The sequence below is a fragment of the Streptomyces fagopyri genome, from assembly GCF_009498275.1.
GTDB lineage: Bacteria > Actinomycetota > Actinomycetes > Streptomycetales > Streptomycetaceae > Streptomyces > Streptomyces fagopyri.
Genome location: NZ_CP045643.1, coordinates 2,484,395 through 2,503,536 on the forward strand (window position 1 = coordinate 2,484,395; position 19,142 = coordinate 2,503,536).

At 71.3% G+C, this 19,142-nt stretch carries 19 protein-coding genes; 15 read left to right on the forward strand and 4 right to left on the reverse strand.

Features of this window, described 5'->3' with window-relative positions; all coding sequences use genetic code 11:
- Positions 1-40: 40 nt before the first annotated feature.
- The 13 genes from GFH48_RS10570 to GFH48_RS10630 all read left to right on the forward strand — a co-directional run bounded on the left by GFH48_RS10570 (position 41) and on the right by GFH48_RS10630 (position 11,875).
- Complete coding sequence (locus GFH48_RS10570; RefSeq protein ID WP_153288011.1) at positions 41-1,417, forward strand: hypothetical protein; 1,377 nt, start codon at positions 41-43, stop codon at positions 1,415-1,417.
- A 106-nt stretch (positions 1,418-1,523) separates the two neighbouring features.
- Entirely contained in the window at positions 1,524-2,096 is a 573-nt protein-coding gene (locus tag GFH48_RS10575; protein ID WP_153288012.1) for a GNAT family N-acetyltransferase, read from the forward strand.
- 153 nt (positions 2,097-2,249) lie between these two features.
- Positions 2,250-2,333, forward strand: a complete 84-nt coding sequence (locus GFH48_RS39900; protein ID WP_309474722.1) for a putative leader peptide — start codon at positions 2,250-2,252, stop codon at positions 2,331-2,333.
- Between the two features lie 131 nt (positions 2,334-2,464).
- Complete coding sequence (locus GFH48_RS10580) at positions 2,465-4,159, forward strand: nitrite/sulfite reductase (RefSeq protein WP_153288013.1); 1,695 nt, start codon at positions 2,465-2,467, stop codon at positions 4,157-4,159.
- A 58-nt stretch (positions 4,160-4,217) separates the two neighbouring features.
- Positions 4,218-4,424, forward strand: a complete 207-nt coding sequence (locus GFH48_RS10585; RefSeq protein ID WP_153288014.1) for a hypothetical protein — start codon at positions 4,218-4,220, stop codon at positions 4,422-4,424.
- Positions 4,421-5,140: a phosphoadenylyl-sulfate reductase gene (locus tag GFH48_RS10590; protein WP_153288015.1), complete on the forward strand. Its 720-nt coding sequence runs from the start codon at positions 4,421-4,423 to the stop codon at positions 5,138-5,140. Before GFH48_RS10585 ends, GFH48_RS10590 begins: the two co-directional genes overlap by 4 nt.
- 2 nt (positions 5,141-5,142) lie before the next feature.
- On the forward strand, positions 5,143-5,709 hold the full coding sequence (cysC, locus tag GFH48_RS10595; RefSeq protein WP_153288016.1) for an adenylyl-sulfate kinase: 567 nt from the start codon (positions 5,143-5,145) through the stop codon (positions 5,707-5,709).
- A complete protein-coding gene (cysD, locus tag GFH48_RS10600; protein WP_153288017.1) occupies positions 5,706-6,656 on the forward strand; it encodes a sulfate adenylyltransferase subunit CysD in 951 nt (316 codons plus the stop codon). Before cysC ends, cysD begins: the two co-directional genes overlap by 4 nt.
- Positions 6,657-6,658: 2 nt before the next feature.
- Positions 6,659-8,014, forward strand: coding sequence for a sulfate adenylyltransferase subunit 1 (locus tag GFH48_RS10605; protein ID WP_153288018.1), 1,356 nt, complete (start codon positions 6,659-6,661; stop codon positions 8,012-8,014).
- 271 nt (positions 8,015-8,285) lie between these two features.
- Entirely contained in the window at positions 8,286-9,398 is a 1,113-nt protein-coding gene (locus GFH48_RS10615; RefSeq protein ID WP_153288019.1) for an aliphatic sulfonate ABC transporter substrate-binding protein, read from the forward strand.
- A gap of 36 nt (positions 9,399-9,434) precedes the next feature.
- Entirely contained in the window at positions 9,435-10,232 is a 798-nt protein-coding gene (locus GFH48_RS10620) for an ABC transporter ATP-binding protein (protein ID WP_153288020.1), read from the forward strand.
- Positions 10,219-11,130, forward strand: coding sequence for an ABC transporter permease (locus tag GFH48_RS10625; protein ID WP_153288021.1), 912 nt, complete (start codon positions 10,219-10,221; stop codon positions 11,128-11,130). Before GFH48_RS10620 ends, GFH48_RS10625 begins: the two co-directional genes overlap by 14 nt.
- A gap of 7 nt (positions 11,131-11,137) precedes the next feature.
- Complete coding sequence (locus GFH48_RS10630; RefSeq protein WP_153288022.1) at positions 11,138-11,875, forward strand: sirohydrochlorin chelatase; 738 nt, start codon at positions 11,138-11,140, stop codon at positions 11,873-11,875.
- A 369-nt stretch (positions 11,876-12,244) separates the two neighbouring features.
- On the opposite strand, the gene GFH48_RS10635 is transcribed toward GFH48_RS10630, so the two are convergent.
- Entirely contained in the window at positions 12,245-13,282 is a 1,038-nt protein-coding gene (locus tag GFH48_RS10635) for a ketopantoate reductase family protein (RefSeq protein WP_153288023.1), read from the reverse strand.
- Positions 13,283-13,334: 52 nt separating this feature from the next.
- Here GFH48_RS10635 and GFH48_RS10640 point away from each other — a divergent pair, with 52 nt between their 5' ends.
- On the forward strand, positions 13,335-14,165 hold the full coding sequence (locus GFH48_RS10640; RefSeq protein ID WP_153288024.1) for an aldo/keto reductase: 831 nt from the start codon (positions 13,335-13,337) through the stop codon (positions 14,163-14,165).
- Between the two features lie 187 nt (positions 14,166-14,352).
- On the opposite strand, the gene GFH48_RS10645 is transcribed toward GFH48_RS10640, so the two are convergent.
- Together GFH48_RS10645 and GFH48_RS10650 are read right to left on the reverse strand one after the other, a co-directional pair.
- Entirely contained in the window at positions 14,353-14,739 is a 387-nt protein-coding gene (locus tag GFH48_RS10645; protein ID WP_153288025.1) for a nuclear transport factor 2 family protein, read from the reverse strand.
- Positions 14,732-15,280: a DUF1697 domain-containing protein gene (locus GFH48_RS10650; protein ID WP_153288026.1), complete on the reverse strand. Its 549-nt coding sequence runs from the start codon at positions 15,278-15,280 to the stop codon at positions 14,732-14,734. The genes GFH48_RS10645 and GFH48_RS10650 overlap by 8 nt, the downstream gene beginning before the upstream one ends.
- Before the next feature lie 251 nt (positions 15,281-15,531).
- On the opposite strand from GFH48_RS10650, the gene GFH48_RS10655 reads away from it, so the two are divergent.
- Positions 15,532-17,802 (forward strand): MMPL family transporter, encoded by a 2,271-nt coding sequence (locus tag GFH48_RS10655; protein WP_153288027.1) that lies wholly within the window; start codon positions 15,532-15,534, stop codon positions 17,800-17,802.
- A gap of 85 nt (positions 17,803-17,887) precedes the next feature.
- Here the strand turns inward: GFH48_RS10655 and mgt are convergent, their stop codons facing one another.
- Positions 17,888-19,129, reverse strand: a complete 1,242-nt coding sequence (gene mgt, locus GFH48_RS10660) for a macrolide-inactivating glycosyltransferase (protein ID WP_153288028.1) — start codon at positions 19,127-19,129, stop codon at positions 17,888-17,890.
- Between the last annotated feature and the right edge of the window lie 13 nt (positions 19,130-19,142).

A 19,142-nucleotide genomic window follows, 5' to 3' on the forward strand; every position in this document is an offset into this window, starting at 1 on the left:
ACTGATCAAGAGGGGCAGTTGGCCTTCCTCGGGAGGACGCATGAAGCACCGCGGCAGGCACCGCCGACAACGGAGGGGCCAGGCGCTGCGCGCCACCCTCGCCGGAACCGCCCTGGCGCTCACCGCGGCCGCCACGCTGATCAGCACCTCCCAGGCCACCGGCAGCAACAGCCCCGGGGCACTGACCCCGCTCGGCTCCGCGGCGGCGGCCGGCGGCTTCCGGCTGCACGAGAACCTGGTCGCCGAGGACACCCTCGCCACGCTCACCAAGAACATGGGCGGGAACGTCGGCGTCTCGGGCGTCCTGGCGGACACCGACCACGTGATGCGCGACCGGGCGGGGTGCTCCGGCGCCGAGCGGGCCGCGCTGCCCCTCGAACCCGTCGCCACGCGGGCCTACTGCTGGGCCGGGGACGACGCCCGCACCCGGCAGTGGCGACCCGCCTCCGTCACCACCTCGGGCGACGCCGACGACGACGGCCGGTGGGGCGCGCAGCGCGTCATCCTGGCGGGCTGGACGCACGACGACCGGGCGGCGGGCGCGACGGCCGGGGACCGGGGTCTGGCCCGGATCGCCGTCATCGACGCGAGCGACCCACGGGCCCTCACCTACCGCTGGGTGCTGCTCGTCGCGCCGCGTGACGGGGGCAGCGACTTCGACGCGGTCCGCTCCCGGATGAGCGGCATGGTCTGGTACCAGGGCAAGCTGATCGTGACCGGCCGCAACGGCGCCGGCCGCGACGACGCGCTGCTCGTCTTCGACCTGCACCACATCCTCAAGGCCGGGGTGAACAGCGGCGCGGTCGGCAGGGTGGGCAGCGGCTACTCCGCGCACGGCTACCAGTACGTGCTGCCGGCCGTCGGCTCGTACAGCCCGGCGGGCGACACCTGCGGCTCCGCCACCGGGACGGTCCCCTGCTTCGGTTCGCTCTCGCTGGACCGCACGTCGACGCCGGACAGCCTGGTCGCCACGGAGGCCTCCGGGACCGGCGGCGGCGAGCGCACCCGCATCTGGCGCTACTCCTACAGCTCCGTCGCGGGCCGTGAGGGTCTGCTCCGCAGCGACTCCGTGGGCCGGGTCGACGCGGACGAGGCCTACACGACCAAGGCCACCGGTCTGTCCGGCGTCCTGTCGCACACGCCCGCCGGGACCCGCAGGGCCGACTGGTACGTCGGCCACACCCCCGACAGCGGCGGCCGGCACGGCACCCTGTGGCGGCAGAGCGGTAACGGCGCCGAGGCGGTGCGGTGCAGCGGTGACCAGTCGTACGCGTGCTGGGGGCAGCACACCGCCTCCCTGTCGTACTGGCAGGAGACCGGCGAGCTGTGGACCCTCAGCGGCGCGGGCACCGACACGACACCGGAGCGGACCCTCTACTCCGTGCCGCTGACGTCGGTGGACGGTTCGCTGGGCTAGGTGTCCGGCCAGGCGCGCGCCCCGAGGGCGGGGGCGCGCCGTCCGGAGGTCCGCGGCGGCGGGGCCCGCCTTGGAGGGGGCCGAGCGGCCGTGGTTCCCTGACCCCATGAGCAACGTCACTGTGACCACCTGGTCCCTGGAGCAGACGGCCCCGGCCGACCTGCTCCCCGCGGTCGCGCCCGACGGCGACGTCCGGATCGTGCGCGCCGGGGTCCCCTCGCCCGAGTTCAGCCGCTTCCTGTACGCGTCGGTCGGCGCCGACGTCCGCTGGACCGACCGGCTGGGCTGGACGTACGCGCAGTGGGAGCGGTTCCTGGACCGGCCGGGCGTGGAGACCTGGGTCGCCTACGACCGGGGGACGCCCGCGGGCTATGTCGAGCTGGAACCGCAGGACGACGGCGTCGTGGAGATCGTCTACTTCGGTCTGATCCCCGCCTTCCGCGGCCGGCGCATCGGCGGCCACCTCCTCTCGTACGGGGTCGCGCGGGCCTGGGACCTGGCGGAGCGCGTGCCGGGGCGGGCGGAGACCAAGCGGGTCTGGCTGCACACGTGCAGCCAGGACGGGGAGCACGCCATGGACAACTACCTGCGGCGCGGGTTCAGGCTCTTCGACACCAAGGTCGAGGAGGAGCCGGACGTGACCGCTCCCGGCCCCTGGCCCGGCGCACGGACGCTCTGACCTGCGAGAACGCGGGCGCTCCAGCCCGCCGTCGCGAGGTCTCGCAGACCGGCCGAGTGACCGAAACCATCCTTGTCCCACCCCTCGGGACAAGGGTGTCCACATGATGGATGATGGTGGACTCCTCAGAGATGCCCGTGACACGCTTCCGTCATGTCTGGAACTGGAATTGCCTTGGTGAGTCGGCGGCACGTCGACCTCGGCCGCATGTCCAGCGCCATCTGTCCGGTGAGCTGACAGCCCCGGCCGAGCCGGCATTCCCCTTCGCCTCTCCCGCGCGATGGCGCGCACGTACTCCGGTATGTGCCCATTCGCGCGCTCAAGAGTGCCCTCCTTCCCGTCCCGCAGTCCCGAAGGACGTATCAACCATGGCCGCCACCCCGCAGAATCCCGACGCCGCGCCCCGCCGCAAGGTGAGCCGTCACCGCGGTGAGGGGCAGTGGGCCGTGGGTCACTTCACCCCGCTCAACGGAAACGAGCAGTTCAAGAAGGACGACGACGGTCTCAACGTGCGGACACGCATTGAGACGATCTACTCCAAGCGGGGCTTCGACTCGATCGACCCCAACGACCTCCGTGGACGGATGCGCTGGTGGGGTCTGTACACCCAGCGCAAGCCCGGGATCGACGGCGGCAAGACCGCGATCCTGGAGCCGGAGGAGCTGGACGACAAGTACTTCATGCTCCGCGTCCGCATCGACGGCGGCCGCCTCACCACCGACCAGCTGCGCGTCATCGGCGAGATCTCGCAGGAGTTCGCGCGCGGCACCGCCGACCTCACCGACCGGCAGAACGTGCAGTACCACTGGATCCGCATCGAGGACGTCCCGGAGATCTGGAACCGGCTGGAGGCCGTGGGCCTGTCCACGACCGAGGCCTGCGGCGACACCCCGCGTGTCATCCTCGGCTCGCCCGTCGCCGGGATCGCCGAGGACGAGATCATCGACGGCACCCCCGCGGTCGACGAGATCCAGCGCCGGATCATCGGCAACAAGGACTTCTCGAACCTGCCCCGCAAGTTCAAGTCCGCGATCTCGGGCTCCCCGCTGCTGGACGTGGCGCACGAGATCAACGACGTCGCGTTCGTCGGCGTGAACCACCCCGAGCACGGCCCCGGCTTCGACCTCTGGGTCGGCGGCGGTCTCTCCACCAACCCGAAGATCGGACAGCGCCTCGGCGCCTGGGTCCCGCTGGACGAGGTCCCGGACGTCTACGAGGGCGTCATCTCGATCTTCCGTGACTACGGCTACCGCCGGCTGCGCACCCGCGCCCGCCTGAAGTTCCTGCTCGCCGACTGGGGCGTGGAGAAGTTCCGCCAGATCCTGGAGGACGAGTACCTGGAGCGCAAGCTGGTCGACGGCCCCGCGCCCGAGCAGCCCGTGGCCCGCTGGCGCGACCACGTGGGAGTGCACCGGCAGAAGGACGGCAACTTCTACGTCGGCTTCGCCCCCCGCGTGGGACGGGTGGACGGCACCACCCTGACCAAGATCGCCGAGCTGGCGGGGGCCCACGGCTCCGGCCGGCTGCGCACCACCGTCGAGCAGAAGATGATCGTGCTCGACGTCGAGGAGAGCCGGGTCGACTCGCTGGTGGAGGGTCTCGAAGCCCTCGACCTGACGGTCCGGCCGTCTCCCTTCCGGCGCGGCACGATGGCCTGCACCGGTATCGAGTACTGCAAGCTCGCGATCGTCGAGACCAAGGCGCGCGGCGCCTCCCTGATCGACGAACTCGAACGCCGTCTGCCCGAGTTCGAAGAGCCGATCACGATCAACGTGAACGGCTGCCCGAACGCCTGCGCCCGTATCCAGGTCGCGGACATCGGCCTCAAGGGACAGCTCGTCCTCGACGACCAGGGACAGCAGGTCGAGGGCTTCCAGGTGCACCTGGGCGGCGCGCTCGGACTGGAGGCCGGCTTCGGCCGCAAGGTCCGCGGCCTGAAGGTCACCTCGGACGAACTCCCCGACTACGTCGAGCGTGTCCTCAAGCGCTTCCAGGCGGAGCGCGCGGACGGCGAGCGCTTCGCGACCTGGGCCTTGCGGGCCTCCGAGGAGGCCCTGTCGTGAACACCGGCCTCAGCGCCCCGCAACCGGGCCGCACACCCAGGAGAACGGCGGTCGAGTCATGAGCGAGCGCGCCGCACCGTTCTACTGCCCGTACTGCGGGGACGAGGATCTGCGACCCAGCGAACAGGGCCACGGCGCCTGGGAATGCGCGGCGTGCAACCGGGCCTTCCAGCTGAAGTTCCTCGGGCTGCTGGCCCAGGGCGTGCACCGCACCCCTCGGAACGGGAACGTCCGGCCCGACGAAGGCGGAGGGGACGAGATATGACGGCCATTCAGCAAGACCGTACGACCCGGGACTTGAAGAGCGTCGCCGAACAGGCCGGACGCGACCTCGAGGACGCGTCCGCCCTGGAGATCCTCCGGTGGGCCGTGGACACCTTCGGCGGGAAGTTCTGCGTGACCTCGTCGATGGAGGACGCGGTCGTCGCCCATCTCGCCTCCCGTGCCCGACCGGACGGCGGCCGGGTCGACGTGGTCTTCCTCGACACCGGCTACCACTTCCCCGAGACCATCGGCACCCGGGACGCGGTCGAGGCGGTGATGGACGTCGACGTCATCACCCTGACCCCCCGGCAGACGGTCGCCGAACAGGACGCCGAGTACGGGCCCGCGCTGCACGACCGCGACCCGGACCTGTGCTGCGCCCTGCGCAAGGTCAAGCCCCTCGAAGAGGGACTGACGGCGTACGACGCCTGGGCGACGGGCCTGCGCCGGGACGAGTCCCCGACCCGGGCGGACACCCCGGTCGTCGGCTGGGACGAGAAGCGGCGGAAGGTCAAGATCGCGCCGATCGCCCGCTGGACGCAGGACGACGTGGACGCCTACGTCGCCGAGTACGGCGTGCTCACCAACCCGCTGCTGACGGACGGATACGCCTCCGTCGGCTGCGCGCCCTGCACCCGCCGCGTCCTGGCGGGCGAGGACGCGCGCGCAGGCCGCTGGGCGGGACGTTCCAAGACCGAGTGCGGGCTGCACGGCTGACCATGACCGGGATCGCGGAGAACCAGGAGAACCAAGTGACCGGAGCCACGATCTGGCTCACGGGTCTGCCGAGTGCCGGCAAGACCACCATCGCGTACGAGCTGGCCGGCCGACTGCGTGAGGAGGGCCACCGCGTCGAGGTGCTCGACGGCGACGAGATCCGCGAGTTCCTCTCGTCGGGCCTCGGCTTCTCGCGTGCCGACCGCGACACCAACGTGCGGCGCATCGGTTTCCTCGCCGAACTCCTCTCGCGCAACGGCGTCAAGGCGCTGGTGCCGGTGATCGCGCCGTACGCCGACAGCCGGGAGGCCGTGCGGAAACGTCACGGGGCCAGTGGCACCGCGTATCTGGAGGTGCACGTGGCGACCCCGGTCGAGGTCTGCTCCGTACGGGATGTGAAGGGTCTGTACGCCAAGCAGGCCGCGGGCGAGATCTCCGGGCTGACCGGCGTCGACGATCCCTACGAGGAGCCCGAGTCGCCCGATCTGCGCCTCGAGTCGCACACCCAGTCCGTGCAGGAGTCCGCGGCCGCGCTGCACGCGCTGCTCACCGAAAGGGGTCTCGCATGACGACCGCAGCCACTGTGTCCGAGGCAACCGGCGGCTCGGGGGACGCAGGCCCGTACGCGCTGTCGCACCTGGACGCGCTGGAGTCCGAGGCGGTGCACATCTTCCGCGAGGTCGCGGGCGAGTTCGAGCGGCCGGTGGTCCTCTTCTCGGGCGGCAAGGACTCCATCGTCATGCTCCACCTGGCGCTGAAGGCCTTCGCTCCCGCGGCCGTCCCCTTCTCCCTGCTGCACGTCGACACCGGGCACAACTTCCCGGAGGTCCTGGAGTACCGCGACCGCACGGTGGCCGCGCACGGCCTGCGCCTGCACGTCGCCTCCGTACAGGACTACATCGACCGCGGCGTCCTCAAGGAGCGTCCGGACGGCACCCGCAACCCCCTGCAGACCGTGCCGCTGACCGAGAAGATCCAGTCGGAGCGCTTCGACGCCGTGTTCGGCGGCGGACGCCGCGACGAGGAGAAGGCCCGCGCCAAGGAACGCGTCTTCTCCCTGCGCGACGAGTTCTCCCAGTGGGACCCGCGCCGCCAGCGTCCCGAGCTGTGGCAGCTCTACAACGGGCGCCACGCCCCCGGCGAGCACGTCCGCGTCTTCCCCCTCTCCAACTGGACCGAGCTCGACGTCTGGCAGTACATCGCCCGCGAGCACATCGAACTCCCCGGCATCTACTTCGCGCACGAGCGCGAGGTCTTCCGGCGCGCCGGTATGTGGCTGACCGCCGGCGAGTGGGGCGGTCCGAAGGCGAGCGAGACGGTCGAGAAGCGGCGGATCCGTTACCGCACCGTCGGCGACATGTCCTGCACCGGCGCCGTCGACTCCGACGCGACCACGCTGGACGCCGTGATCGCCGAGATCGCCGCCTCCCGGCTCACCGAGCGGGGCGCCACCCGCGCCGACGACAAGATGTCGGAAGCCGCGATGGAAGACCGCAAGCGCGAGGGGTACTTCTAGTCATGACGAGCGCCACCGAACCCGCCGAGCCCCTGTCGGTCGAGCAGTTGTCGGCGACCACACTGCTGCGCTTCGCCACCGCGGGCTCCGTCGACGACGGCAAGTCCACACTCGTGGGCCGTCTGCTGCACGACTCCAAGTCGGTCCTCACCGACCAACTGGAGGCAGTGGAGCGGGTGTCGGCCGACCGCGGCCAGGACACCCCGGACCTCGCGCTGCTCACCGACGGCCTGCGCGCCGAACGGGAGCAGGGCATCACGATCGACGTGGCCTACCGCTACTTCGCCACCGCGCGCCGCCGGTTCATCCTGGCCGACACCCCGGGCCATGTGCAGTACACCCGGAACATGGTCACCGGCGCCTCGACCGCCGACCTTGCCGTCGTTCTGGTCGACGCCCGCAACGGCGTCATCGAGCAGACCCGGCGCCATGCCGCCGTCGCCGCGCTGCTGCGCGTCCCGCACGTCGTCCTCGCCGTCAACAAGATGGACCTCGTCGACTACCGGGAGTCCGTCTTCGCGGCGATCGCCGAGGAGTTCACGGCGTACGCCTCCGAGCTGGGCGTCCCCGAGATCACCGCGATCCCCATCTCGGCGCTCGCCGGTGACAACGTGGTGGAACCGTCCGCGAACATGGACTGGTACGGCGGCCGGACGGTCCTGGAACACCTGGAGACGGTGCCGGTCAGCCACGACCTGGCGCACTGCCACGCAAGGCTGCCCGTGCAGTACGTGATCCGCCCGCAGACCGCCGAGCACCCCGACTACCGGGGGTACGCCGGCCAGATCGCGGCCGGTACCTTCCGGGTCGGCGAGAGCGTGACCGTGCTGCCCTCCGGGCGCACCTCGAAGGTCGCCGGAATCGACCTGCTCGGCACGCCGGTCGACATCGCGTGGACCCCGCAGTCGGTGACCCTCCTGCTGGCGGACGACATCGACGTCTCACGCGGCGACCTGCTCGTGCCGAGCAAGGACGCGCCCCCGACGACGCAGGACGTCGAGGCCACCGTGTGCCACGTCGCGGACCAGCCGCTCACGGTCGGCCACCGGGTCCTGCTCAAGCACGGCACCCGCACGGTCAAGGCGATCGTCAAGGACATCCCGTCCCGGCTGACGCTGGACGACCTCTCGCTGCACCCCCACCCGGGCCGGCTCGCCGCCAACGACATCGGCCGCGTCAAGATCCGTACCGCCGAGCCGCTTCCGCTCGACTCGTACGCCGACTCCCGGCGCACCGGCGCGTTCATCCTGATCGACCCCTCGGACGGCACCACGCTCACCGCGGGCATGGTCGGCGAGTCCTTCGCCGCGCCGCAGCCGGTCAAGGACGAGGGCGACGACGACGGGTGGGACTTCTGACATGACCTCCACCGACTTCTACTCCACGTTCGCCAAGGAGGGCGGCCGCGTCGGCAGCGGCGCCCTCGGCAGCGGGCAGGGCGGGGTGGCGCGATGTGCGAGGTGACGTACGCGCACTGCCTGCGCGCCCTGTCCCCCCACGCTCCCCCACGTCCCCGGCTTCGCCCGAACCGGGTGGTACCCCCACCCCGGAAACGACGGCGAAGACCTGCCGACCTCCCGGCCACGAACTGAAACCGTGACCGCCGGGCCAACGAGAGGAAAGCCTCCCGTGCCTGCCATCCGCTCCGCCCTCGCACGCCGTGGCACAGCCGCCGCCGTCGTACTCCCGCTGCTCGCCCTCGCCGCCTGCAGCTACGGTTCCGAGTCCAAGGACGACAGCTCGAAGGCGAAGGTCGCCGCCGGGTCCAAGAAGATCGACGGCCTCGACTCCGTGAAGATCGGCTACTTCGGCAACCTGACGCACGCGACCGCGCTCGTGGCCAACCAGAAGGGCTACTTCCAGAAGGAGCTCGGCGCCACGCAGCCCAAGTACCAGATCTTCAACGCCGGCCCTTCCGAGATCGAGGCGCTGAACTCGGGTTCGATCGACATCGGCTGGATCGGTCCCTCGCCGGCCATCAACGGCTACACCAAGTCCGCGGGGAAGAACCTGCGCATCATCGGCGGTTCGGCGTCCGGCGGTGTGAAGCTGGTGGTGAACCCCAAGAAGATCAAGTCCCTGAAGGACGTCAAGGGCAAGAAGATCGCGACCCCCCAGCTCGGCAACACGCAGGACGTCGCGTTCCTCAACTGGGCCGCGGAGCAGGGCTGGAAGGTCGACCCGCAGAGTGGCAAGGGCGATGTCTCGGTCGTCCGCACGGACAACAAGATCACCCCGGACGCCTACAAGTCCGGCTCCATCGACGGCGCCTGGGTGCCGGAGCCGACCGCGTCCAAGCTGGTCGCCGAGGGCGGCAAGGTACTGCTCGACGAGCGGGACCTGTGGCCCGACAAGAAGTTCGTGATCACGAACATCATCGTGTCGCAGAAGTTCCTCAAGGAGCACCCGAAGGCGGTCGAGGCCGTGCTGAAGGCCTCGGTCGAGACCAACAAGTGGATCAACGCCAACCCGGACGAGGCGAAGGCGTCGGCGAACAAGCAGCTGGAGGCCGACTCCGGCAAGGCGCTGCCCGCCGATGTGCTCGACCCGGCCTGGAAGTCGATCCAGGTCACCGACGACCCGCTGGCGTCCACCCTCAACACCGAGGCGGAGCACGCCGTGAAGTCCGGCCTGCTGGAGAAGCCCGTCCTGACGGGCATCTACGACCTCACCCTGCTGAACAAGGTCCTCACGGCCGAGGGCGAGAGCACCGTCGACGACGCCGGTCTCGGCGTCAAGTAGTCCCGGATCCCGATGAGTTCCCAGGAGGTGACGACCATGGCCACGACTTTCGCCAGGACCGCCCACAGCGCCGACAGCGCCACAGCGGTCGCCCCCGCCGCCAGGATCGAGCACGTCTCTAAGTCCTTCGCCGGACCGGCGGGTCCGCAACTCGTCCTCGACGACATCACCTTCGATGTCGCACCGGGCGAGTTCGTCACCCTCCTGGGGGCCTCGGGCTGCGGGAAGTCCACACTGCTCAATCTGGTGGCGGGGCTCGACGCCCCGACCACGGGCGGCATCACGACCGACGGGCGCCCGGCCCTGATGTTCCAGGAGCACGCCCTCTTCCCATGGCTGACCGCGGGCAAGAACATCGAACTCGCCCTGCGTCTGCGGGGTGTCGCGAAGTCCGAGCGCCGCGACAGGGCGGACGAACTACTCGAACTCGTACGGCTGAAGGGCGCGTACGGAAAGCGGGTGCACGAGCTGTCCGGCGGGATGCGCCAGCGCGTCGCGATGGCCCGCGCGCTCGCCCAGGACAGCCGGCTCCTGCTGATGGACGAGCCGTTCGCGGCGCTGGACGCCATCACGCGGGACGTCCTGCACGACGAACTGACCCGGATCTGGCGGGAGACGCGGCTGTCGGTCCTCTTCGTCACGCACAACGTGCGCGAGGCGGTGCGGCTCGCGCAGCGCGTCGTGCTCCTCTCCTCGCGCCCCGGGCGGGTGGCGCGCGAGTGGACCGTGGACATTCCGCAGCCGCGCCGCATCGAGGACACCGCCGTGGCGGAGCTGTCCGTCGAGATCACCGAACAACTGCGTGGGGAGATCCGCCGTCATGGCCAGCACTGAGACCACGGACGACGCGGCCGTAAGGGAGGGCGGGGCGGGCACCGAGGACAACGACCTCGCGGGCCTCGACGCCCTGGAGACCGCGGTCCACACCGACCGGCCCTCCTTCGGACAGGTCTTCCTCGCGAAGGTCCTGCCGCCCCTCGTCGCCGTCGCGCTGGTGCTGGTGGTCTGGCAGTCGCTGATCTCGTTCGACATCGTCACCGACCCCAGCAAGCTGCCCTCGCCCTCGGCCGTCTGGGACGAGGCGAAGAACGCGTGGCTGGAGGGAACACTGCTCGACTACGTCTGGACCAGCGTCTCCCGGGGCCTGCTCGGCTTCGTGCTGGCGCTGGTGATCGGCACACCGCTGGGTCTGCTGGTGGCGCGGGTGAGGTTCGTACGCGCCGCGATCGGTCCGGTCCTGTCCGGCCTGCAGTCCCTGCCCTCGGTGGCGTGGGTGCCGCCGGCCGTGATCTGGCTGGGCCTGGACAACTCGATGATGTACGCCGTGATCCTGCTCGGCGCCGTTCCCTCGATCGCCAACGGTCTGGTCTCGGGTGTCGACCAGGTGTCCCCGCTCTTCCTGCGGGCGGGGCGGACGCTCGGTGCCACCGGGCTGCGTGGGACCTGGCACATCGTCATGCCCGCGGCGCTGCCGGGCTATCTGGCGGGCCTCAAGCAGGGCTGGGCGTTCTCCTGGCGTTCGCTGATGGCCGCCGAGATCATCGCGTCCTCGCCCGATCTGGGCGTCGGACTCGGCCAGTTGCTGGAGAACGGCCGCAACGCCAGTTCCATGTCGATGGTGTTCCTCGCCATCTTCCTCATCCTGTTCGTCGGTATCGCGATCGACCTGCTCCTCTTCAGCCCCCTGGAACGGCGGGTGCTGCGCGGTCGTGGTCTCCTCGTGAGGAGCTGAGTCCTCCATGTACCGTCCGGTCCTCCTCGTCATCGCCCACGGCAGCCGCGACCCGCGCCATGCCGCGACCGTCCACGCCCTTGTCCGGCGGGTACGGGCACGGCGGCCCGGCCTGCGCGTGGAGACCGGCTTCCTGGACTTCAACGTCCCCTCGGTGAACGGGGTGCTGGAGTCCCTGGCGGCGGAGGGCGTACGGGACGTGGTGGCCCTGCCGCTCCTGCTCACCCGCGCCTTCCACGCGAAGGCGGACATCCCGGCGGTGCTGCGGCAGGCCCCGGCACGGCTGCGTATCCGTCAGGCGGCGGTCCTCGGCCCGTCGCCCCTGCTGGCGGACGCGCTCGAACGGCGTCTGTACGAGGCGGGACTGACCCCGGCGGACAAGGCCTCGACCGGGGTCGTGCTGGCCTCGGCGGGGTCCACGGACCCGGAGGCCATCGCGGTGATCGCGGACTTCGCGCGGGAGTGGCGGCGCACCGGCTGGCGCGCCGTGCGGCCCGCGTTCGCCTCCGCCGCCCTCCCCCGCACCGAGGACGCGGTGCGCGAGCTGCGTGCACTCGGCTGTGCGCGGGTGGCCGTCGCGCCCTATGTCCTGGCCCCGGGCTTCCTGCCGGACCGTATCGCCCGGGGCGCGGCCGACGCGGACGTGCTCGCGGACGTGCTGGGCCCGGCGCCGGAGGTGGCGCGGGTGCTGCTGGAGCGCTACGACGAGGCGCGGATGCCGGCGCTGGCGGCGGTCGGCGCGTAGCGTCCGCCGTTCGGTCCGGTGTGACCCGGACGCGCGTGCCTGTCGGCGTCCCGCCACGTGATCCGAACGACAGACCCTGCTCCGTGCCCCGTGCGCCGTGTCCGCCGCGCCGCGTGGTCCTCTCCGGCGGGGACACGGGGAGGTGCCGTTACCGTCCGCGTCGCCGGCTCGACGGCCCTACCCGGGCGAGGAGTTCGGGCAGACCATGTGTACGGCTCCGGGTGCCGCGCCCCGTGCGCGTGCTCCGTACGGCTCCGGGTGCCGCCACCCGCACACGTACTCCCTACGGCTCCGGGTGCCGCCACCCGCACACGTACTCCCTACGGCTCCGGGTGCCGCCACCCGCACACGCGCTCCGTACCGGTGGCTCTAGGAACGCGGGGGCCGCTCCTCGTCCGCCAGTGCAACGGCCTCCCCGGCCAGCCGCACCAGTTCGGCGACCGGCATCGAACCCGGCGCCCTGCGCTCGCGCGCGAAGGTGTTCGCGAGTCGCTGGAGCAGGTCGTTGAGCGGGGTCGGTACGCCGTGCAGCCGGCCCAGGAGGGCGATCTCGCCGTTGAGGTGGTCGGCCTCGATGGTCCCCGTCGCGCGGTGGAGGGACTGCCAGGAGGAGCCACCGCGGCGTGGGGCGCCGTCGAAGGGCTGGAGGCGGATCCTGTCGCCGCGGGCCAGCCGCTGTTCCTCCTCGCTCGCGTACGCGATGCCGGCGGCGGCGAGCGCCGACTCACCCTCGGCGCGAACCCGCCCGAAGAGTTCCAGGCCGCCCTCGCCGGTCAGCGGGCCGCTGACCGCCTCGATCGCGTTCGCGAGGTTGCCGAGCAGCTTGGCGTACTGCCAGCGCGTCACGTCCGGCACGACCGGCGCCTCGAAACGGGACTTCTCCAGGTCGGCGGCGATCCTGTGGGCCGTCCCGTCCGTACCGTGCGGATACCGGCCGAGGTGCAGGATGCCGGTGAGGGGGGTGCCGGCCGCCGACACGGCGCCGGGCTCGACGAAGGTGGCGGGCAGCCAGACACAGACCCCGTACACCCGCCGGAACCGGCGCAGCGCCAGGCGCTGGCTCTCCACGCCGTTCTGCGCGCAGACCAGCGGCAGCCGCTCGGCGGCCGTACCACCGCCTGCCACGGGGGCCGGGCCCCAGGCCGCCAGGGCCGCCTCGCAGTCCTGCGTCTTGACGGCGAGCACGAGGACGTCGTCGGCACGCAGCGCGCCGAGTGCCGCGGGCCCGTCGGCCACGGGCAGCCGGTGGGTGCGGACGCCCTCCGGGGTCATGAGGCGCAGTCCACCGGCGCGCAGCGCCTCGTGGTGCGCGCCCCGTGCGACCAGGACGACCTCGTGTCCCGCTTCGGCGAGCCGGCCGCCGACGGCCCCGCCCACGGCTCCCGCTCCGATGATGACGTAACGCATGGGGAGGAGCCTCGCACAGTCGGGCCGCCCGGGTGCGGGTAGCCTCCGTCGGATGATCTCTCAGCGGTTCGTGCTCGGCGGGGAGCTGCCGGTACGGAGACTCGGTTACGGCACGGCGCAGCTGACGGGCCCGGGGTACTGGGGCCCGCGCGGGGACGCCCGGGCCGCGGTGGCCGTACTGCGGCGGGCCGTCGAGCGCGGGGTCACGCTGATCGACACCGCCGACAACTACGGCCCGTCGGTGGCGGAGGAACTGGTCGCCGAGGCACTCCGCCCCTACCCCGGGGATCTGCTGATCGCCACGAAGGGCGGCGTCGTCCGCACCGGCGACAGCACGTGGCACGTGTCCGGGCGGCCGGAGACGCTGCGGGCGATGTGCGAGGCGAGTCTGCGGCGGCTGCGGCTCGACACGATCGGTCTGTACCAGCTGCACCGACTTGACCCGCGGGTGCCGATGGCCGAACAACTGGGCGTGCTGGACGAGTTGCGCGCCGAGGGGAAGATCCGGCACGTCGGACTCGACACCGTGACGGCCGAACAGCTGTGTGCGGCGCTGAAGTTGACCGACATCGCGGCGGTCCAGAACCGCTACAACCTGCTCGACCGGGACTCGGAACCGCTGCTGGAGCTGTGCGAGACGCGCGGAATCGCGTTCCTGCCGTGGTTCCCCCTCGGCAACGGCTCCCTCACCGCCGGAGGGGTCCGCACGGAGATCGCCGCCGCGCACGGGGCGACACCGGGCCAGATCGCGCTCGCCTGGCTGCTGCACCGTTCCCCGGTGCTCTGTCCGACGCCGGGTACGGGATCACTCGTCCACCTGGAGGAGAACCTCGACGCGGCCGCGGTACGGCTGACCGCCGAGGACATGCGGGCTCTGGGTTGACCTTGTCGGCGCTTCGCCCACGTGGTCCCCTGGGGAGCGGCCGCGCGAGGACGCCGGGACGCGGTACGTGACGGAACCGCCGCGTGTGCTGCGGGCCGCGCCGGGGCACCCGCCCGGGGCCTCCGCGGCCCCGCCACGCACTTGGACGAGATCGCCTGGTGCGCCGCCTGCCGGGGCGTACGGAAAATCACTCCGCGTCCGGGGGCTCCGCGCTGAACGGTGTTCCCTGGTGGAAGTAGAGCCGCCAGCCGTCGGGCGTCCGTGACCACAGTGAACTCCGGTGCACCAGACGTCCGTTGTCGCCCTCCGTGTCGAAGGTGATGTGGACCAGGTCCGGTGCCAGCTGGACCCCCTTCATACGGGTGGCGGTGATGGGCCGTGACCCCGGTCCCGTCGTCGAGGTCAGGTGGACGAGCATCGAGGCGCGGTCCCACACCCGGCCCGAGGCGCCGAACTCGCGGAAGCCGGGGTGCAGCAGGGCTCCCAGCCGCTCCGGCGAGCGGCGGACCTCCGCGTCGAGCAGGCTCAGCTCGCCCTCGATGGCCGCCTCCACGGCAAAATCGTGGTCAGGCACCGGTCAGCTCCTCGAGTTTGACGACGGTGTTCCAGTTGCGGGTGGTGGCCGTGAGGCCCTTGAGGAGCCTCGGCTTGGCCAGGGCCTCGGCCAGCTTGGAGCGTCCGAGGCCGTCGGGGGCGTACAGGTACAGCGCGCGGTCGCCGAGCCGGAACTCCTCCGGCAGGAAGGCCGCCGGGTCGACCGGCGCGAATCGCCCGGGGTCGACCGGGGCGGAGAAGTAGGTGACGTGCACCTGCTTGGCCTCCAGCTCGGCGGCCGGGAACGGGCACGCCTCCCGTACGGCCCTCAGATAGGCGTGGTCGCGGACCAGTACCTCGACGGTGAAGCCGAAGTGCCGTTCGACGGCCTCGGCCAACTCCGCCGCGAGGGAGTCCTCGTCACCCCGGCCGGAGGAGAAGAAGGCGTTCCCGCTCTGGAGATAGGTGCCCACGCCACCGTGGCCGAGCCGCTGCAGAAGGGTACGGAGCTCGGCCATCGGCACCTTCTTGTTGCCGCCCACGTTGATCCCGCGCAGCAGCGCCGCGTACGTCGTCGTCATCCCTTCACCTTAGGACGGCCGTCCGGCGCACCCGCACCAACACCCGCACCCTGACCCGGATCCCCGAGAACCCTCCCTGTATGTAAGGGGCTTCTATCCTCCCCAGTGCGGAGACGGCGGGGTCCGCGGGGAGGAGCCGGGGGCCGGACGGTTCACCGGGCAGTACGAGGAGACCGGCCCGTCCGGGCCATACCTTCATAACGAAAGGTGGCGGCAGGGGCTGTCACCGCGCACAAAGGGGATGGCCCGTCATGGGGAACGGAGACATACGGGTGCGGGGCATCGCCGCGCGGGCAGGCGGTTGGAGCGCCCGGCACCGATGGGCCGCCGTCGGAATCTGGGTGCTGTTCGTCGTACTGGCGATGGGGCTCGGCTCGGCGGCGGGCCGTGTGGACGTCAACGAGAGCGATCAGCTCAAGGGCGAGACGCACACCGCCGCGAAGATCATCGAGGACTCGGGGATCAAGGAACCCGCCAGTGAGAGCGTCCTGATCCAGGCGAAGGACGGGAACGTCACCTCCACGGACGCCGAGTTCCACAGCGCCGTCACCGCTGTCGTCCAGGCCGTCGGCGCGACCGGCAAGGTCACGGCGGTGACCTCGCCGTACGACACGAAGACGATCTCGAAGGACGGCCGCAGCGCCCTCGTGCAGTTCGACATGCGGGGCGACTCGGAGACCGCCGGCGATCGGGTCGCGCCGGTGCTGGACGCCGTCAAGGGGGTGCAGAAGGAGCACGCGGGGCTGCGGATCGAGGAGATCGGCGGCGCCAGCATGCAGAAGACCTTCGACGACGCGTTCGGCGACGACTTCCAGAAGGCGGAGCTCTCCGCCGTGCCCGTGGCCCTCGGCATCCTGCTGATCGCCTTCGGCGCGCTGGTGGCGGCGCTGCTCCCGGTGGCGCTCGCGGTCACCGCGATCGTGGCGACGATGGGTCTGATGGGCATCGTCAGCCATCTGCAGCCGATGAGCGACACCGCCAACTCCGTGATGCTGCTGGTGGGTCTGGCCGTCGGGGTCGACTACTGCCTGTTCTATCTGCGCCGTGAGCGCGAGGAGCGCGAGGCCGGCCGGGACGCGCAGACCGCGCTGCGGATCGCCGCCGCGACCAGCGGCCGCGCCATCGTCGTCTCCGGTGTCACGGTCTGCGTGGCGATGGCCGGCATGCTCTTCACCGGACTCGCCGAGTTCGAGGCGATGGGACTGGCCTCGCTGATGGTCGTGGCGGTCGCCATGGTCGGCTCGGTCACCGTGCTGCCCGCGCTGCTGTCGCTGCTCGGCGAGCGGGTGGAGAAGGGCCGCATCCCGTTCCTGCACCGGGAGAAGCGTGGCACCGGCGGCCGCCGGGACAACCGCGCGCCGGGACAGGAGGGCAGCCGCTTCTGGGGCGCCGTGCTGCGGGTCGTGCTCGTCAGGCCCGGCCTCTCCCTGGTCGTGGCGGCCGGGGTGCTGCTCGCCATCGCCTCACCCGCCCTCGGTATGAAGACCCAGCAGCTCACGCTGGACAAGGAGTTCGGCGACTCGTTGCCGATCGTCGGAACGTACAACCGGGTCAACGACGCCTTCCCCGGCGGTTCCGAGCCGGCCGAGGTGGTCGTCAAGGCACACGACATCAACGCCGCCGACGTGCGGTCCGCGCTCGCCGACTTCCGTACCCGGGCGATCAGTTCGGGTGCGTCGCGCGGCCCGGTCGACATCAAGGTGCACGCGGCGCAGAACGTCGCCTTCGTGTACGTCCCGCTCGTGGGCGGCTCCGACCAGGACAAGGCGGAGAAGAGCCTGGAGCTGCTGCGCGACACGGTGCGGCCCGCGACGCTCGGCAAGGTGGACGGGGTCCAGGCACCGATCACGGGACAGGTCGCCGGATCACACGACTTCAACGACCAGCTGGTGGGCTCGGTGGCCCCGGTCTTCGCGTTCGTGGTCGTCTTCGCCTTCCTGCTGATGCTGCTCTCGTTCCGCTCGCTGACGATCGCGATCACCTCGATCGTGCTCAACCTCCTGTCGGTCGCGGCCGCGTACGGCATCCTGGTCGCCGTCTTCCAGCACGGCTGGGGTGCCTCGCTGGTGGGCGCGGAGGGTGTGGGCGCCATCGTCACCTGGCTGCCGCTGTTCCTCTTCGTGATCCTCTTCGGGCTCTCGATGGACTACCACGTGTTCGTGGTCTCGCGGATCCGTGAGGCACGGCTGCGGGGGCGTGACACCAAGGACGCGATCCGGCACGGGGTGGTCACCACCGCCGGTGTCGTGACCAGCGCCGCCGTCATCATGGTCGCCGTGTTCGCGATCTTCGGGACGCTGTCCATGCAGTCCATGAAGCAGATGGGCGTGGGCCTGGCGGCCGCGGTGCTCATCGATGCGACGATCATCCGCGGGGTGCTGCTGCCGGCCGTGATGGCACTGCTCGGCGAGCGCAACTGGTATCTGCCGAAGTGGCTGAACCGTCTGCCGGACCTCACCCACGACGAGTCGCCGGAGGCCGTGCTGCCGCCCGCCAGGCAGGACGAGCGGGCCGGGGTGTAACTCCGGCCGCGACAGGGCCCGTCGGTCCCCACCGGGGAGGGACCGACGGGCCCTTCGCCATGGGCGGCGGCGGAGTCCGCGCCGGCTACGCGTCTCCGGGCAGCGCGGCCTCGATGAGGTCGGCGGCCCGGTGGGTTCCGCCCTCCTTCGCCATCCGTTCGCGGATGTCCCGCAGGCGGCGCGCCACCTCGGGGTCGCCGGCGAGGGTGAGGACCGCCTCGCGCAGTACGCCGGCCGTCGCCTCCGCCATCGGTACATGGCGGGCGACTCCGAGCGCCTGGAGCATGTCGGCGTTGCCGAACTGGTCGACGGCCTGCGGTACGGCGACCATCGGTGTGCCGGTGGCCAGACCTTCCTGGCTGCCGCCCGCACCGGCGTGCGTGACGAAGACGTCGGCCTGGCGCAGGATCGCCAACTGGGGTACCCACCGGCGTACTTCCACGTTGCCCGGCACGTCCCCCAGCTCCGCGGGGTCGACGAACCCGCCGATCTGCAGCACGACATGCCAGCCGGGCAGATCGCCGAAGGCCTTCACGCACTCGCGGTAGAACGCCGGCTGTTTGGTGAAGCTGGAGCCCAGCGAGACGAGCAGCACCTTCTCGGCGTCCTCGGGCCGCTGCCAGTCCCCCTGGGCGGCACGATCGCCCTGGCAGCCGCCGACGAAGGTGTAGCGCGCCTCGTCGACACGGTCGGCGTTCGGCTGCAGGGCCCGGGGGATGAGGACGAGACAGCGGTCGGGGCGGCCCATGAAGTCCTCGACGCTCAGATCCATGCCGTTTCCGGCGATCCAGCGGGCGAAGGTCTCGTAGAAGGCCCGCCCGCGCGGTGTCCGCATGAGCGGTTCGAACACCGCCCTGCCGACCTCCTCCCCGTACCCCTCCCAGGCGACCGTGCTCGGGGAGAGCTGCACGATCGGGACACCCCAGCGGTGGGCGAGGACCCGGGCCGGGTAGGCCGTGATGTCGTAGAGCACGAGGTCCGGCTCGTCACCCTCGTAGGCGGCCGCGAGCTGCGGCTCGGCCTGCAGAGCGTCCGCCAGGAACGTTTCGAGGTGGTCGATCGTCTCGGTCCCCCACGCGTCCGGGTCGTCGTCGGTCGGCAGCGTCGAGTGCCAGGTCCTGGGCTCCGCTCCCGTCGCGGCGACCTGCTCGGCGAAGGCGGGCGGAACGGCGTACGTGACCCGGTGCCCGCGCGCGACGAGCTCCCGGATCACCTCGATGCTCGGGTTCACATGCCCGTGGGCGGCGATGGAGAACATGGCGATGTGGGCGCGTCGGACGGTCATGTCCCGACCGTAGGCGAGACGAGACGTCTCGTGCAACCTCATGCACGCGCACCGC